Annotated in this window: 11 protein-coding genes and 1 pseudogene; 9 read left to right on the plus strand and 3 right to left on the minus strand. The window is 66.3% G+C overall.

All coding sequences use genetic code 11. The features are described 5' to 3' along the window. Nucleotides 1–6 precede the first annotated feature (6 nt). The gene (gene truD / locus ACS8YF_RS00980) at nt 7–1,080 is read left to right on the plus strand and encodes a tRNA pseudouridine(13) synthase TruD (RefSeq protein WP_440848344.1); all 1,074 of its coding nucleotides are present in this window, start codon (nt 7–9) and stop codon (nt 1,078–1,080) included. A 16-nt stretch (nt 1,081–1,096) separates the two neighbouring features. Here truD and ACS8YF_RS00985 read toward each other — a convergent pair whose 3' ends face one another. After that, on the minus strand, nt 1,097–1,651 hold the full coding sequence (locus ACS8YF_RS00985; protein ID WP_440848345.1) for a Smr/MutS family protein: 555 nt from the start codon (nt 1,649–1,651) through the stop codon (nt 1,097–1,099). A 127-nt stretch (nt 1,652–1,778) separates the two neighbouring features. Between ACS8YF_RS00985 and surE the strand changes: the two genes are divergently transcribed. From surE to recJ, 8 genes are all read left to right on the plus strand, one after another. After that, nucleotides 1,779–2,528 (plus strand): 5'/3'-nucleotidase SurE, encoded by a 750-nt coding sequence (surE, locus tag ACS8YF_RS00990; protein WP_440848346.1) that lies wholly within the window; start codon nt 1,779–1,781, stop codon nt 2,526–2,528. Then, on the plus strand, nt 2,528–3,211 hold the full coding sequence (locus tag ACS8YF_RS00995) for a protein-L-isoaspartate(D-aspartate) O-methyltransferase (RefSeq protein ID WP_440848347.1): 684 nt from the start codon (nt 2,528–2,530) through the stop codon (nt 3,209–3,211). Before surE ends, ACS8YF_RS00995 begins: the two co-directional genes overlap by 1 nt. Beyond that, nucleotides 3,211–3,786 (plus strand): YqaA family protein, encoded by a 576-nt coding sequence (locus ACS8YF_RS01000; RefSeq protein WP_440848348.1) that lies wholly within the window; start codon nt 3,211–3,213, stop codon nt 3,784–3,786. The genes ACS8YF_RS00995 and ACS8YF_RS01000 overlap by 1 nt, the downstream gene beginning before the upstream one ends. Then, nucleotides 3,732–4,691 (plus strand): peptidoglycan DD-metalloendopeptidase family protein, encoded by a 960-nt coding sequence (locus tag ACS8YF_RS01005; protein WP_440848349.1) that lies wholly within the window; start codon nt 3,732–3,734, stop codon nt 4,689–4,691. The genes ACS8YF_RS01000 and ACS8YF_RS01005 overlap by 55 nt, the downstream gene beginning before the upstream one ends. Before the next feature lie 132 nt (nt 4,692–4,823). Then, complete coding sequence (alaC, locus tag ACS8YF_RS01010; protein ID WP_440848350.1) at nt 4,824–6,032, plus strand: alanine transaminase; 1,209 nt, start codon at nt 4,824–4,826, stop codon at nt 6,030–6,032. Between the two features lie 133 nt (nt 6,033–6,165). Next, the gene (locus ACS8YF_RS01015) at nt 6,166–7,479 is read left to right on the plus strand and encodes a homoserine dehydrogenase (protein WP_440848391.1); all 1,314 of its coding nucleotides are present in this window, start codon (nt 6,166–6,168) and stop codon (nt 7,477–7,479) included. Nucleotides 7,480–7,493: 14 nt separating this feature from the next. Next, nucleotides 7,494–8,882, plus strand: coding sequence for a threonine synthase (thrC, locus tag ACS8YF_RS01020; protein ID WP_440848392.1), 1,389 nt, complete (start codon nt 7,494–7,496; stop codon nt 8,880–8,882). Nucleotides 8,883–8,960: 78 nt separating this feature from the next. Continuing rightward, nucleotides 8,961–10,676 carry a single-stranded-DNA-specific exonuclease RecJ gene (gene recJ / locus ACS8YF_RS01025; protein ID WP_440848351.1) on the plus strand — a complete coding sequence of 572 codons (1,716 nt, stop codon included), beginning with the start codon at nt 8,961–8,963 and terminating at the stop codon, nt 10,674–10,676. A gap of 387 nt (nt 10,677–11,063) precedes the next feature. On the opposite strand, the gene ACS8YF_RS01030 is transcribed toward recJ, so the two are convergent. Together ACS8YF_RS01030 and ACS8YF_RS01035 are read right to left on the minus strand one after the other, a co-directional pair. After that, entirely contained in the window at nt 11,064–13,100 is a 2,037-nt protein-coding gene (locus ACS8YF_RS01030; protein WP_440848352.1) for an oxidoreductase, read from the minus strand. Between the two features lie 118 nt (nt 13,101–13,218). Next, nucleotides 13,219–13,557: pseudogene (locus ACS8YF_RS01035) on the minus strand (DUF4442 domain-containing protein); the annotation flags it as partial. Between the last annotated feature and the right edge of the window lie 834 nt (nt 13,558–14,391).

Below are 14,391 nucleotides of genomic sequence, written 5' to 3' on the forward strand. Positions count from 1 at the left end.
CGCGGGATGGATTATCTGAACGGCGACGCGGTCGACGTCGCCGCCTTCGCGCATGTCGAATCCGGGCCGAGCGCAAGCGGTCGGTTGCGCGCGACGCCGGCCGATTTTCGGGTCGAGGAAATCTGCGATGTCGAGCTGTCCGGCGAGGGCGAGCATGTCTGGCTTTGGGTGGAGAAGACCGGGCTGACCACCCCGCAGGCGGTTGAACGACTGGCGGCCGCCATCGGTGTGGCGGCGCGCAACATCGGCTACAGCGGCCTCAAGGATCGCCATGCCATGACCCGGCAATGGTTGTCGCTGACCTGGCCGATCAAGCAGGCGCTGCCGGCCTGGCCCGCGGACGACGACTTGCGCGTACTCGAGGCGCGCCGCCACGGGCGCAAGCTTCGGTGCGGTACGCACCGTGCCAATCGCTTCGATATTGTCGTGCGCCAGGTCGACGGCCTCGACGCGACAGCGTTCGCGGCCCGTGTGGCGCGGGTACGGCGCGACGGTGTGCCCAACTATTTCGGGCCGCAGCGGTTCGGCCACGGCGGCCGCAACATCGAGCTGTCGCAGGCGTTGTTTTCCGGTCGTCGCTTGTCGCGCGGGCGGCGCAGTTTTGCCCTGTCGGCGGCCCGTTCGCTGATCTTCAATGCGGTGCTGGATGCGCGCCTGCGGGCCGGTGCCTGGCCCGGCCCGCTGACCGGGGATGTCTTCATGCTGGCCGGATCACACAGTGTGTTCGCCGCCGCCGACACGGAGGAATCCTGGGATTCGCTCATCGCCCGCGCGGCACGTGGCGATATCGAGCCCACCGGGCCCATGCCGGGGCGCCGGCGGGACGGCGCGGTGTCGCCTTCCGACGCCGCGGCCGAGATGGAAAATCGCGTTCTGGCCGGTTTCCCGGATTTCTGCGACGGTCTGGCGCAATTCGGCGTGGACGCCGAACGGCGCGCCCTTCGACTGCCCTTGACCGGGCTCGAGGCTACGGTGGAAGGCGACGACATGCGGCTTTCATTCACGCTGTCTGCCGGAGCCTTCGCAACCAGCGTGATCCGCGAGCTGGTCCGGGCCGAGGACATGGCCGGTCGCGGTTGAGGCGCATGATCGGGGCTCATGTCTTGCGAAGCAGGACATAGAGCGCGCCGGTGCCGCCGTCGACCGGCCGGGCCGAGGCATAGGCCAGCACTTCATCCCGTTGCCGCAGCCAGCCGGCGACCTTGCCCTTGAGTACCGGCCCGCGGTTGCCGGAGCGCAGGCCCTTGCCATGGACGATGCGCACGCAGCGATAGCCGCGATCCAGCGCCTCGTGCAGGAATTCGCTCAGGCAATGACGGGCCACGTCGACCACCATGCCATGCAGATCGATTTCGGCCTGGCAGCGATAATGTCCGCGGCGCAGGCGTCGGATCACGGCATGCTGGACACCTTCGCGGCGATGCACCAGGTCGTCGCCGGTTTCGATGTCCGGATCGGGCGGGGCGTCGACGAGAAGTTCCGTCATCACGGCGGCCTCGTCGGCCTCGCGCATGCGCGGGCGAGCCGAGGGCAGGGGACGCTGCGGTGCGCGCCGGTGATGGCGGATATCCGTGACCGGCCCGACCGTGCTGCGGAACAGCGCGGCTTCGTCCTCACTGGTTTTGTCGTCGTCGCGATTCGAAGCGCTCATGATCGCGTATTCCCTGCCGCGCGGCTGGCGGCACAAAGTCAAGCCGGGCCTGTATGAGCTATGCTATCGGGCTGAGCGCGTGCCTGCACGCGCACGCGCGCCCGGATCAATTCGAGTCTGTGAGTACATGCGTTTACTACTGAGCAACGACGATGGATGTCACGCCCCCGGCCTGAGCGCGCTGCGCGCGGCCATGGCCGCGGTCTGCGACGATATCGTCACCGTGGCGCCGGACCGCAATCGCAGCGGCGCAAGCAATTCGCTCACGCTGGAGCGGCCACTACGGGTGCGCGAGGTCGACGACAATGTCTTCGCCGTCGACGGGACGCCGACCGATTGCGTGCATCTGGCGACCACGGGGCTGTTTGATGAAGACGCCGATATGGTCGTCTCCGGCATAAATACGGGCGCCAACCTTGGCGACGATGTGCTGTATTCCGGCACCGTGGCGGCCGCGACCGAAGGCCGGTCGCTGGGGCTGCCCGCGATTGCGGTCTCCCTGGCGGGCGACGCCTGTATTCACTACGATACGGCGGCGCGGGTCGCGGTGTCGATGGTGCGCCTGTTGCTGGCCCACCCGCTGCCGGCCGATACCATTCTCAACGTCAACGTCCCGGATGTGGCATACGACGCGCTGGCCGGTTATCGCGCCACCCGGCTGGGTTATCGCCATCGTGCCGAGAAGCTGATCGCCGATCGCGATCCGCGCGGGCGAAAAGTGTACTGGATCGGGCCGGCCGGCGGGCAGGCCGATGCCGGGCCCGGTACGGATTTCCAGGCCGTCAACAATGGCTTCGTATCGATTACGCCGCTGCAGATCGATCTGACCCGGCATGCCAGTCTGTCGTCGTTGTCCGACTGGCTGGATCGGCTGTGATGATCGAGCCGGACAAGCATCCCCACGTGCGCGGTTTCGGCATGGCCTCGGCGCGCAGCCGGGCGCGACTGATCGCGCGCCTCGAGCAGCTCGGTATCCGCGACGAACGCGTTCTGGCGGCGATGAATCGCGTGCCGCGGCATATGTTCGTCGACGAGGCCATGACCAGCCGGGCCTATGACGATACGGCGCTGCCGATCGGCTATGGCCAGACGATTTCACAGCCGTATATCGTGGCCCAGATGACGAGTCTGCTGCTGGCCGACGGCGTCCCCGACCATGTGTTGGAGATCGGCACCGGCAGCGGCTACCAGGCGGCCGTGCTGGCCGAACTGGTCGACACGGTGTATACCGTCGAGCGCATCAAGCCGCTCTACGACCAGGCGCGGCGCCGGCTCGCCGAACTGGGTTATCGCAATATCCGGGCGCGGGAAGCGCGCGAGGATGTGCTCGGGCTGCCCTCGTACGGCCCTTTCGACGTGATCCTGGTGACCGCCGGTGCCGAGGCGTTGCCGACCTCGCTCTGTGAGCAGATGGCCGAGCAGGGCCGCATGATCGTGCCGGTGGGCGAGACCGGCGGCGCCGGCCAGCGCCTGGTCGTGGTGCGCCGTCAGGGCCAGTCGTTCCAGCGCGAGGATCTCGACCCGGTCAGCTTCGTGCCCCTGATCGAAGGCCACGACTGATGTGGCGGCGGCTCTACGCGGCCGTGGTCCGCGCCGCGGGGCACCGGCATGCGCAGGGCGGGCTGGTAGCCCTGGCCTTCGCCGAGAGTTCGTTCTTCCCGATTCCGCCGGACGTCATGCTCATGCCGATGACGCTGGCCCGGCGCGAACGCTTTGTCCGCTATGCCGTGCTCGCCACGCTCGGTTCCGCTGCCGGCGCTGTGTTCGGCTATCTGATCGGCGCGCTGTTCATCGAACAGATACTTCCCTGGCTGGATAGTGTGGGCTATGGACAGAGTTACGACACGGTCCGGCGCGGGTTCGCCGACTACGGCTTCTGGACGGTTCTGTTTGCCGGCTTTTCCCCGTTGCCCTATAAACTTTTCACCATCGCGGCGGGTGCGCTCGACATGCCGCTGCTGGCCTTCGTGCTTGCATCGATCGCGGGGCGCGGCGCACGGTTTTTCCTGGTCGCCGGGCTCGTGCGCTGTCTCGGGCCAGTGTTCGAGGACCGACTACTCAAGTATCTGGACTGGATCGGATGGATATTCGTCGCCTTGGTCGTGACCGCCTGCCTGGTCTATCGCTTCGTCTAGCGGCGGCTGCCATCGTGGTGATGGCGGGCTCGATGGCAATGGCCGGCTGTTCGATCAGCCGGGCGATGCGCCCCGACAGTTACACTGTGCAGCGCGGCGACACGTTGTCCGAGATCGGACAGCGTTACCACATCGACTGGCACAAGCTGGCGCGCTGGAATCATATCGGGCCGCCGTATCGCCTCGACGTGGGGCAGCATCTGACGCTCAAGCCCTATCCGCGGCTGGACTACGCGCATATGTCGAGTGCGCCCAATACGCCGTCTAATCGACCGTCTGCGGCGCCGTCGAGTCGGTCGAATGGCCACGTCCAGCCGCTCAATACGCCCGGCGCGCCCACGGTTACCCGCAATTCGGTGTCGACCGCCTCGAACCATTCGTCCGGCGCGGGTAACCGAGCGCAGCCGAATGCCGGCGGCGCTGCACAGAGCGCACCCCGGCATTCGCCGACCCAATCCCGGGAACAGCGCTCGATCGACAGCGCGAGCTCATCGGCCGCGACCCGGCACACGAAGGTCAAGGCCGGGGGCCCGAGTGCGGATGGCTGGCAATGGCCGGCCAGCGGCCCGTTGTTGCGGGCCTACGACCCGTCGGCGCGGCGGCGCGGCATCGAAATCGGCGGCACGGTCGGGGCACCGATCGATGCCGCGTCCAGCGGCACCGTGGTCTACAACGGCTCGGGGCTGAAGGGCTACGGCAAGCTGATCATCATCAAGCACGACAAGCATTATCTGTCGGCCTATGGCTTCGTCGACAAGAGCTTCGTCAAGCAGGGCCAGAGCGTCGCCGCAGGGGCGCATATCGCGAACATGGGGCTTGGCCCCGGCAACAAGCCGATGTTGCACTTCGAGGTGCGCAAGGATGGCGATCCGATCGATCCGCAGAAGGTCTTGCCCGATCGCTGAACAGACCCGCGCACTCTGGTAGTGCCGGGCCAGCGAATCTGGCAGACTCCGGTGTTTGACCGATTGCGACCGGCATCGGCCAGGCATACCTCCGCCGCCCGTCGTGCGGGCGACCCAACCGCTTGAACCAACATGTCCGACGCTTCCTCGAAATCCAACTTCGTACGCATCAATCGCCTACCGCCGTATGTGTTCGCGATCATCAACGAGTTGAAGCAGGCGGCGCGAGCGCGCGGCGAGGACATCATCGACTTCGGCATGGGCAATCCCGATCGGCCCACGCCGCCGCATATCGTCGAGAAACTCACCGAGGCCGTGCAGCGCCCGGATACGCATCGCTATTCGGTCTCGCGCGGCGTGCTGCGCCTCAGACAGGCGATCTCGGCCTGGTACAAGCGCCGCTACGACGTCGACATCGATCCCGAGAGCGAAGCCATCGTCACCATGGGCTCGAAGGAAGGGCTGGCCCATCTGATGCTCGCCATCCTGGAGCACGGCGATCAGGTGCTGGTGCCCAATCCGGCCTATCCGATTCACCCCTACGGCGCGGTGATCGCGGGCGCCGATGTGCGCCACGTGCGCATGATGCCGGACACCGATTTCTTCGCCGAGCTGGAAAGAGCGATCAAGGAATCGTGGCCCCGGCCGAAGATGATGCTGCTGAACTTTCCCAGTAATCCGACCACGCAGTGCGTCGAGCTGGAATTCTTCGAGCGCATGGTCGCCATGGCGCGCGAATACGATCTGTGGATCGTCCAGGACCTGGCCTATGCCGATCTGACGTTCGACGGTTACGAAGCGCCGTCGATCCTGCAGGTGCCGGGGGCGAAGGACGTCGCCGTGGAATGCTTCACGCTGTCCAAGAGCTACAACATGCCGGGCTGGCGTGTGGGCTTCATGTGCGGCAATCCGGAACTCATCGCTGCGCTCGCGCGCATGAAGTCGTACCTGGACTACGGCATGTTCACGCCGGTTCAGGTGGCGGCCATTGCCGCGCTCAACGGGCCGCAGGATTGTGTCACCGAGATCCGGGATCTGTACGAAAAGCGCCGCAATATCCTCTGCGACGGGCTCAACGAGATCGGCTGGCCGGTCGAGCGCCCCAGGGCAACCATGTTCGTCTGGGCACGCATTCCGGAGGCCTACCAGCACATGGGATCGCTGGATTTCACCAAGAAGCTGCTGGCCGAGGCCCATGTGGCAGTCTCCCCGGGGGTCGGTTTCGGTGAATACGGCGACACGCACGTGCGTTTCGGCCTGATCGAGAACGACCAGCGCACGCGACAGGCGCTGCGCAATATCAAGCGCATGTTCCGGCGCGACGGCGTCGAACCCGCCTAACGCGGGGTGCCGCCGCGTGCCTGAGCAGAACAGGTCGCGGCGCGCAGGGCTTTCGAGCCTGTTTTTAGTGCATCAACCAGGATGACCGCACCCGGCGTCGGGCGCGGCTCGCAAACGAGGAACAGTCACGATGATGGAACCGGTCAAGGTCGGCGTACTCGGCCTCGGCACCGTGGGTGCCGGTGTGGTCAATCTGCTCGCGCGCAATGGCGACGAGATCACGCGGCGTGCCGGTCGAGAGATTCGTGTGACCCGGGCGGCGGTGCAGAACCTCGAGCGCGCGCGTGAATGCGACACCGGCGGCATCGACATCGGAACCGATGCCCGCGCCATCGTCGAGGACCCGAATATCGACGTCGTGCTCGAGCTGATCGGCGGCGACAGTCTGGCCTACGATCTGGTCATGGCCGCGATCGCCAACGGCAAGCACGTGGTCACCGCGAACAAGCACCTGATCGCGCTGCACGGCAACGAAATCTTCGCCGCGGCCGACGCGGCCGGCGTGGTGGTCTCGTTCGAAGCGGCGGTGGCCGGCGGCATCCCGATCATCAAGGCGATCCGCGAATCGCTGGCCGCCAATCGCATCGAATGGGTGGCCGGCATCATCAACGGCACCGGCAATTTCATCCTCAGCCAGATGAAGTTCGAAGGCATGAGCTTCGAGCAGGCGCTGGCCGAGGCACAGAAGCTCGGCTTCGCCGAGGCCGATCCGACCTTCGACGTCGACGGCATCGACGCCGCGCACAAGCTCGCCATTCTCGGCAGCATCGCCTTCGGTATTCCGCTGTCGTTCGACCGCATCGTCACCGACGGTATCCGCGGCATCGGCGCCGATGATATCGAGTACGCCGAGGAATTGGGCTATCGGGTCAAGCATCTGGGCATCGCCCAGCGCCAGCCTACCGGCGTGGCGATGCGCGTACATCCGACGCTGGTGCCCGAGCGCGCGTTGCTGGCCAATGTCGAGGGCGAGAAGAACGCGATCATGGTGTATGGCGACGCCGTGGGCCCGACCGCCTACTACGGGGCCGGCGCCGGCGCGGGACCGACCGCTTCGTCGGTGGTCGCCGACCTGATCGATACCGCGCGCATGATGAGCGTCGACCCGAGCGGTCGGGTGCCGCATCTGGCTTTCCAGCCGGACCAGATCACCGAAGAGCCGATCCTGGAGTCGCCGGACTTCATCTGCGGGCATTATTTCCGTGTGCAGGTGGCGGACAAGACCGGAGTCATGGCGGAGATCACCCGCCTGCTGGCCGAGCTCGAAATCGGGATCGAGGCCATTCTGCAGAAGGACCCGCCGACCGCCGAGGATGACGCCCGCGTGATCATCATCACCAAGCCGGCCCGCGAGGGCACGCTGACCGAGGCGCTGGATCATATCCGCGCGCTGCCGACCACGCGTGACGGCGTGGTGCATTACCGTGTGGCCGAATTCGAGGACTAGGAATGACCGAGGCGATGCGCTACATCAGCACGCGCGGCGAAGCGCCGGCGCTGAACTTCGAGGACGTCGTGCTCACCGGCCTGGCGCCGGACGGCGGCTTGTACGTGCCCGAAACCATGCCGCAGTTCTCGCACGACGAGCTGGCGGCGATGGCGGGCCTGCCGTATACCGAGATCGCGTTTCGGGTGATGAAGCCGTTCGTGGGCGATGCCATTGACGACGCCGACTTCAGGCGCATCATCCGGGACACCTACGCCACCTTCAATCACGATGCGGTGGTGCCGCTCAAGCAGTTGTCGCACAACCATCATCTGCTCGAGTTGTTCCACGGCCCGACGCTGGCCTTCAAGGATGTCGCCCTACAGCTGCTGGGACGCCTGCTCGATCATTTTCTCGCCCGGCGGGGCGAGCGCGGCGTGATCATGGGCGCGACCTCGGGCGATACCGGCTCGGCCGCGATCGAGGGTTGCCGGGCCTGTGATCAGCTCGATATTTTCATCCTGCACCCGCATGAGCGCGTTTCCGCGGTCCAGCGCCGGCAGATGACCACCGTGCATGCGTCCAATGTGCACAACATCGCCATCGAGGGCGATTTCGACGACGCCCAGGCCATGGTCAAGGCCAGTTTCGCCGACCAGGGGTTTCTCGAAGGTCGGCGATTGATTGCGGTGAACTCGATCAACTGGGCGCGCATCATGGCCCAGATCGTCTACTATGTCGCCTCGGCGGTTGCCTTGGGTGCGCCGCATCGCGAGGTATCGTTCACGGTGCCGTCGGCGAACTTCGGCAATCTGTTTGCCGGCTACATGGCGTATCGCATGGGGCTGCCGGTCAAGCAGTTCGTGATCGCGACCAACGCCAACGATATCCTGCACCGCACAATCGCCGACAATGATTTCTCGCGCCGGGCGTTGCTGGCCACGCTCGCACCGTCTATGGACATCGTCGTATCGTCGAATTTCGAACGCCTGTTGTTCGAAGCCTACGGACGCGACAGCGGGGCGGTGCGCGATCTGCTGGATCGCTTCGCCGATGGCCGGGCCGTGATCGACGACGCACCGCTCGCCGCGTTGCGCCGGCTGTTCTCGAGCGACAGCGTCGACGACGACACTATCCTCGAGGTGATTCGCGAGGCGTTCGCGCATACGGGCGAGCTGCTTGATCCGCATACCGCCACCGGCTACCGGGCGGCCAATCGCTGCCGCGCCGATGCCACGACGCCCATGATCACCCTGGCCACGGCCCATCCGGCCAAGTTCGAGGCAGCCATCGTGCGGGCCGGATTCCCGGGCGCGCCGCTGCCCGAGGCGATGGCCGACCTGATGTCGCTCGACGAGCGCTTCGACGTACTTCCCGCCGAACTGGCCGAGGTCCAGGCCTACGTCGCCGCCAAGCGCCGCTGAGCAGTGACGGGCGCGGTGGCGGAGCAACAATCGGACCGCAACGGTTTCGATGACGCGCCGCGCATCGTCGATCGGTCCATGCCCGGAGTGTCGGGTCTGGATGGGCTGGCCTCGCCGCTGCTGCAGCGGATCTACGCCGGGCGTGGCGTGCGGCATGCCGCCGAGTTGGACTATCGCCTGGCGGGTTTGCCCGATTTCTCGGCGCTCAAGGGTATCGACGCGGCCGTGGATGAACTGGAAGCGGCGATCGTGTCGAAACGGCCGATCCGGATCGTGGGCGATTTCGACGCTGATGGCGCCACCAGCACCACGCTGGCGCTCGAGGTGCTGGCGGCGTTCGGCGCCCATGTGGATTTCTTTATGCCGCAGCGGGCGACGCACGGCTATGGTCTGTCCCCGTCCGTGGTCGAGGCGATCGGCCCGGCGGGCGCCGACGGCGGGTTGATTGTTACCGTGGACAACGGGATTGCCTCGCTGTCCGGCGTCGAAGCGGCCAGCGCTGCGGGCTGGCGGGTGGTGGTCACCGATCATCACCTGCCCGGTGAGCGCCTGCCGGCGGCCGCGGCCATCGTGAATCCGAATCAGTCCGGCTGCGACTTTGCCTGCAAGCATCTGGCCGGTGTCGGAGTGGTGTTCTATGTCATGGCCGCGCTGCGCTCGCGCATGGCCGAGCGTGGCGTCACGGCGCTGCCGCGCCTGGGCGATCTGCTGGATCTGGTGGCCGTGGGCACCGTGGCCGATGTGGTGCCGCTGGATCACGTCAACCGCACGCTGGTCAGCCAGGGCCTGCGCCGCATCCGGGCCGGCCGGGCCCGGCCGGGCATCGTCGCCCTGGCCGAAATCGCCGGCCGCGATCCGGCTCGGCTGGATACCGACGATATCGGCTTCGCGATCGGGCCCCGCATCAACGCTGCCGGACGGCTCGAGGACATGCGTCTGGGGGTGGCCTGTCTGCGTGCGGGCACCGCCGACGCCGCGCGCCGGACGGCCGAGACGCTGTCGTCGATCAACCGGCAGCGGCGCAATGTGCAACAGCGCATGCAAGGCCAGGCCGAGGCTGCGCTGGAGCGCCTGGCGGCGCTGGACGAGGATATGCCCGCGCTGGTGGTGCATGAAGGCGACTGGCACGAAGGCATTGTCGGTCTGATCGCCTCGCGCCTGCGCGAGCGCATTCATCGCCCGGTGGTGGCGTTTGCGCCCGGCGAACACGGTGAGTTGAAAGGCTCGGCCCGCTCGATTCCCGGGCTGCATATCCGCGACGCTCTGGCCGCCGTGGATGCGGACGCGCCTGGCCTGATCACACGCTTCGGCGGCCATGCCCAGGCGGCCGGTCTATCCCTGAAGCCCGGACGGCTGGACGACTTCGCGCAGCGCTTGCGTGCCGCGGTCGCGGCCCGGCTGACTCCGGCCATGACCCGGCGCGAGTACGTCACCGACGGCGAACTGGACGGGCCCGAGCATAGCCTCGAAACGGCGATCGAGCTGCGGCAGGCCGGGCCCTGGGGTGCCGGCTTCGACGCGCCGCTGTTTCACGGCGCCTATCACGTGCTCGACCAGCGTGTGGTCGGTAGCGGACATCTCAAGCTGACCGTGCAGTCGAGCCGCGGCGGCGGGCCGATCGAGGCCATGGTCTTCAACCGCGACGAGCCGCTGGATGCCGCCCGGGTGCATCGGCTGGTCTTTCGCCTGCAGGTCAACGAGTTCCGCGGGCGCCAGAGCGCGAACCTGATCGTCGAGTACTGCTGCGCCGACGCGCCCGGGCTCGTGCGACGCGCCGAAGCTGGTGCCCTGTAACGCCAACGTTACCGGAAACGCGCCCGCACGTTTTTGTTTTCCAAGGCAATTTCCGCAGATCAACGCCGATTCACGCAGATGCTGGGCATGACCCGTTACCGGCGTCGACAACGTTCATGAGCGGTAGGTCGGATTAGCGCGTAGCGCGTAATCCGACGCTCAATCCGCAGGTTCCGAGGCCCGGCTGTCGGATTACGGTGCAAGCACCTAATCCGACCTGCGTCACTGAAGCCGCAGTGCCTTGATCGTACTTTTTATTTGCGCTCATTCGCGTGCATTGGCGGACAAAATACCCAGATTATTCAGTCAGCTGCGTGTCTTACATAATCAAGATCCGCGTTGATCGGCGAATACATAGTCCGGGGAAGAAAGAACGCTCCAGGCGCATCAATCCAATGACGCGGCCAGCTCGGCGGCTTCGCGGATCGCGCGTTTGGCGTCGAGCTCGGCCGCCAGCTTCGCGCCGCCGATGATGTGACAGGCCAGCCCGCGCGCTTCCAGATCATCGGCGAGATCGCGCCGGGTTTTCTGGCCGGCGCAGATCACGACGGTATCGACGGCCAGCACGCCGGCCTTGCCGTCGACGCGCAGGTGCAGGCCGGCGTCGTCGATGCGTTCGTAGGCCACGCCGCCCAGCATCTGCACGCCCTTGTGCTTGAGCGAGGCACGATGCGCCCAGCCGCTGGTCTTGCCCAGGCCGCGCCCGGGTTTGTCGTGGCTGCGCTGAAGCAGGGTCACCTGGCGCGGCGAGGGTGAGGGATGGGCCTCGATCAGCCCGCCGGCGGCCACCGCGGTGCGGTCCACGCCCCATTCGTCGAAGAACAGTTCGCGATCCTGCGAGGGGGCCGGCCGGTCATGGGTCAGGAACTCGCTGACATCGAAGCCGATGCCGCCGGCGCCGATCACCGCCACCCGCGGTCCGGCCACGCGATGGCCGCGCAGAATATCGATGTAGGAGGCGACAGAAGGATGGTCAATGCCGTCGATCGCCGGCCGGCGCGGGCGCACACCGGTGGCGATCACGATTTCATCGAAGCCTTCGTTGGCCAGGGTGTCAACGGTGGCGGGGGTGTTCAGATGTAACGTGATCCCGGTCTGTTCCACGCGACGGCGGAAGTAGCGCAGCGTTTCGAAGAATTCCTCCTTGCCGGGAATCTGTTTGGCCATGTTGAACTGCCCGCCGATCGCGCCCGCTTCGTCATACAGGCTGACCCGGTGGCCGCGCGCGGCCAACCGGGTAGCCGCCTCGAGCCCGGCCGGCCCGGCGCCGATGACCGCGATGCGGCGCGGCTGTTGGACCGGAGGGAAATTCAGCTCGGTTTCGCGCCCGGCGCGCGGATTGACCAGACAACTGGCGCGCTTGCCCTGGAAAGCGTGATCGAGACAGGCCTGGTTGCAGGCGATACAGCTGTTGATATCGGCGGCCCGATGGGCCCGCGCCTTGTTCACGAACTCGGGGTCGGCCAGGAACGGGCGTGCCATGGACACCATGTCGGCGCCGCCGTCGGCCAGTAGCGACTCGGCGACCTCGGGCGTGTTCACCCGATTGGTGGTGACCAGTGGCAGCCCGACTTCGCGCTTGAGCTTGGCGGTGACCCAGGCGAACGCGGCGCGGGGCACACGGGTGACGATGGTGGGCACGCGCGATTCGTGCCAGCCGATGCCGGTGTTGATGAGCGTCGCCCCGGCGGCTTCGATGGCGCGCGCGAGCGATACGATTTCGTCCCAGCGCTGGCCGTTTTCGACCAGATCGAGCATGGACAGCCGATAGATGAGGATGAAATCCGGGCCGAGCGCGGCACGAATGCCTTGTACGATCTCGATCGGCATGCGTTGTCGCTTGGCCAGCGAGCCGCCATAGCTGTCGCGCCGGTCATTGGTGTGCTCGACCAGGAACTGGTTGATGAGATAGCCCTCCGAGCCCATCACCTCGACACCGTCATAACCCGCATCGCGTGCGAGTTCGGCGGCGCGGACATAATCCCGGATCGTACGCCGCACCCCCCGTTCACTCAGCGCGCGCGGCTTGAACGGGGTGATGGGCGACTTGCGGCGCGAGGCCCCGACGATGAACGGGTGGTAGCCGTAGCGTCCGGCGTGAAGGATCTGCATGCAGATATGGCCGCCTTCGCCGTGCACGGCGCGCGTGATCTTGCGATGCGGGATCACATGGCCGCGATGGCTCATGCGCCCGGCCAGCGGCGAGACCCAGCCGGCGATGTTGGGGGCGATGCCGCCGGTGACGATCAACCCGGCGCCGCCGGCGGCGCGTTCGGCGAAATACGCGGCGAGCTTGTCGTAGTGCCAGAAGAAGTCCTCCATGCCGGTATGCATGGATCCCATGAGCACGCGATTGCGCAGGGTAGTGAAGCCGAGATCGAGCGGTGCGAGCAGATGCGGATAGGGCGCGGTGGCGGCGGTCATAAACAAGGCAATCCTTGGCCGGGGCAGGGCACGAATAGGCGGGATGGACGGTGCGGGTGATCCATAGGGTGATCGTCGCGTGCATGACCTCGACCTCGTCGGTATCGCGGATGGACACCTCGACGTTGTAGTCGACGCCGTCATCGAGCGTCGCGGTGGCGGCCGGGCGGGCCCGGGCAATCAGGTCGGTTTCGGCCTTGGCCCAATAGGCGACGGTCATCCCTTTGGGAATCCAGCGCCATGCCGGCTTCACCGTGGCTTCGGCCATCAGGCCGGCGGCCCGTTCGGCGAGATTGCACATGGCGATCGCGTGCGCCGTGCCGATATGGTTGTGCAGTCACCGCCGTTTGCCCAGCGCCGCGGCGCAGAAGCTCGGCTCGACAAGGTTCACGCGCGGCGTGATGGTCGCGAAATACGGCGCACGCCGGCAGATCGCGGGCGAACAGCCAGCGACCACCGGGCTTGGTGTGCAGCTGATGCCCGTACGACAGAATCGGCGGCCGGTCAGGCATAAAATGATTACAAAAGAAAAGAGTTCTTTTTATATACATTCTGGTGCCGGGACGCCATCAATCGTTGGTGGCAGCAGGCATTGCGCGTGTTGCACCGGGGCCGTGCTGTGGCTGTTGGCATCGACGGTTGAACTCGCGTCTTTCCTCGATCGGCCGGCGGCCATCTGCCGGCGGCGATGGGGCGAATACGGCGGACGATGAAACAGGTTCTTCGCGGAGTAGCGGTGCATGGCGTCCTGCGAATCCTGGCGGTTAAGGACAGGGGCGCGCGATGCACGGCGCACTGGGTGGGAAACGCCGAACCAGGACGGGTGAAAGTCGCACGCCCTCCGCCTTTGCCGACCTTCGGTTTCGCGCTGCAGCGCGAGTCACTTCTCTTGTTTGCTCAAGAGAAGTAACCAAGAGAAGAGCATCCGGCACGGCGCCGGCTTCGCCGGTTCACGGCAACACGTGGTGTCGCCGTACAAACGGGACCGAAATACAGACACGGCGTCTCAGACTCCCGGACTGTTTGCGCTGTATCCAGGTGGTCGACGGGGGCGAAGGCGGCGCCTGCGAGTGGGCATGGCAGCCCATACGCGCCGGCGCGGCGGTCGGACCCGCGCTTGTCATGAGAGCGTGAACGTCGAACCGGGCCATTCTGCAGCCCCGCGGCGCCGAGTACCCTTCTTAACTCAGTCCCGCAAACCTGGGGAAAACAAAAAAAGCCGCGATGCATTGCATTGACGCATCGCGGCTTTCGAGGCGTACGCCGATCGCGGCGTTGCATGGCGCTGCGG

Origin of the sequence: Salinisphaera sp. SWV1 (assembly GCF_052044155.1) — a bacterium.
Lineage (GTDB): Bacteria > Pseudomonadota > Gammaproteobacteria > Nevskiales > Salinisphaeraceae > Salinisphaera.

What these genes read in the sequence shown, in the direction of transcription:
- ACS8YF_RS00995 (WP_440848347.1), top strand. Translation starts at nt 2,528, where the DNA reads ATGATCGAGCCGGACAAGCATCCCCACGTGCGCGGTTTCGGCATGGCC.
- surE (WP_440848346.1), top strand. Translation starts at nt 1,779, where the DNA reads ATGCGTTTACTACTGAGCAACGACGATGGATGTCACGCCCCCGGCCTG.
- recJ (WP_440848351.1), top strand. Translation starts at nt 8,961, where the DNA reads ATGCCCGGAGTGTCGGGTCTGGATGGGCTGGCCTCGCCGCTGCTGCAG.
- ACS8YF_RS01015 (WP_440848391.1), top strand. Translation starts at nt 6,166, where the DNA reads ATGGAACCGGTCAAGGTCGGCGTACTCGGCCTCGGCACCGTGGGTGCC.
- truD (WP_440848344.1), top strand. Translation starts at nt 7, where the DNA reads ATGGATTATCTGAACGGCGACGCGGTCGACGTCGCCGCCTTCGCGCAT.
- alaC (WP_440848350.1), top strand. Translation starts at nt 4,824, where the DNA reads ATGTCCGACGCTTCCTCGAAATCCAACTTCGTACGCATCAATCGCCTA.
- ACS8YF_RS00985 (WP_440848345.1), bottom strand. Translation starts at nt 1,651, where the DNA reads ATGAGCGCTTCGAATCGCGACGACGACAAAACCAGTGAGGACGAAGCC.
- ACS8YF_RS01005 (WP_440848349.1), top strand. Translation starts at nt 3,732, where the DNA reads ATGGATATTCGTCGCCTTGGTCGTGACCGCCTGCCTGGTCTATCGCTT.
- ACS8YF_RS01030 (WP_440848352.1), bottom strand. Translation starts at nt 13,100, where the DNA reads ATGACCGCCGCCACCGCGCCCTATCCGCATCTGCTCGCACCGCTCGAT.
- thrC (WP_440848392.1), top strand. Translation starts at nt 7,494, where the DNA reads ATGCGCTACATCAGCACGCGCGGCGAAGCGCCGGCGCTGAACTTCGAG.
- ACS8YF_RS01000 (WP_440848348.1), top strand. Translation starts at nt 3,211, where the DNA reads ATGTGGCGGCGGCTCTACGCGGCCGTGGTCCGCGCCGCGGGGCACCGG.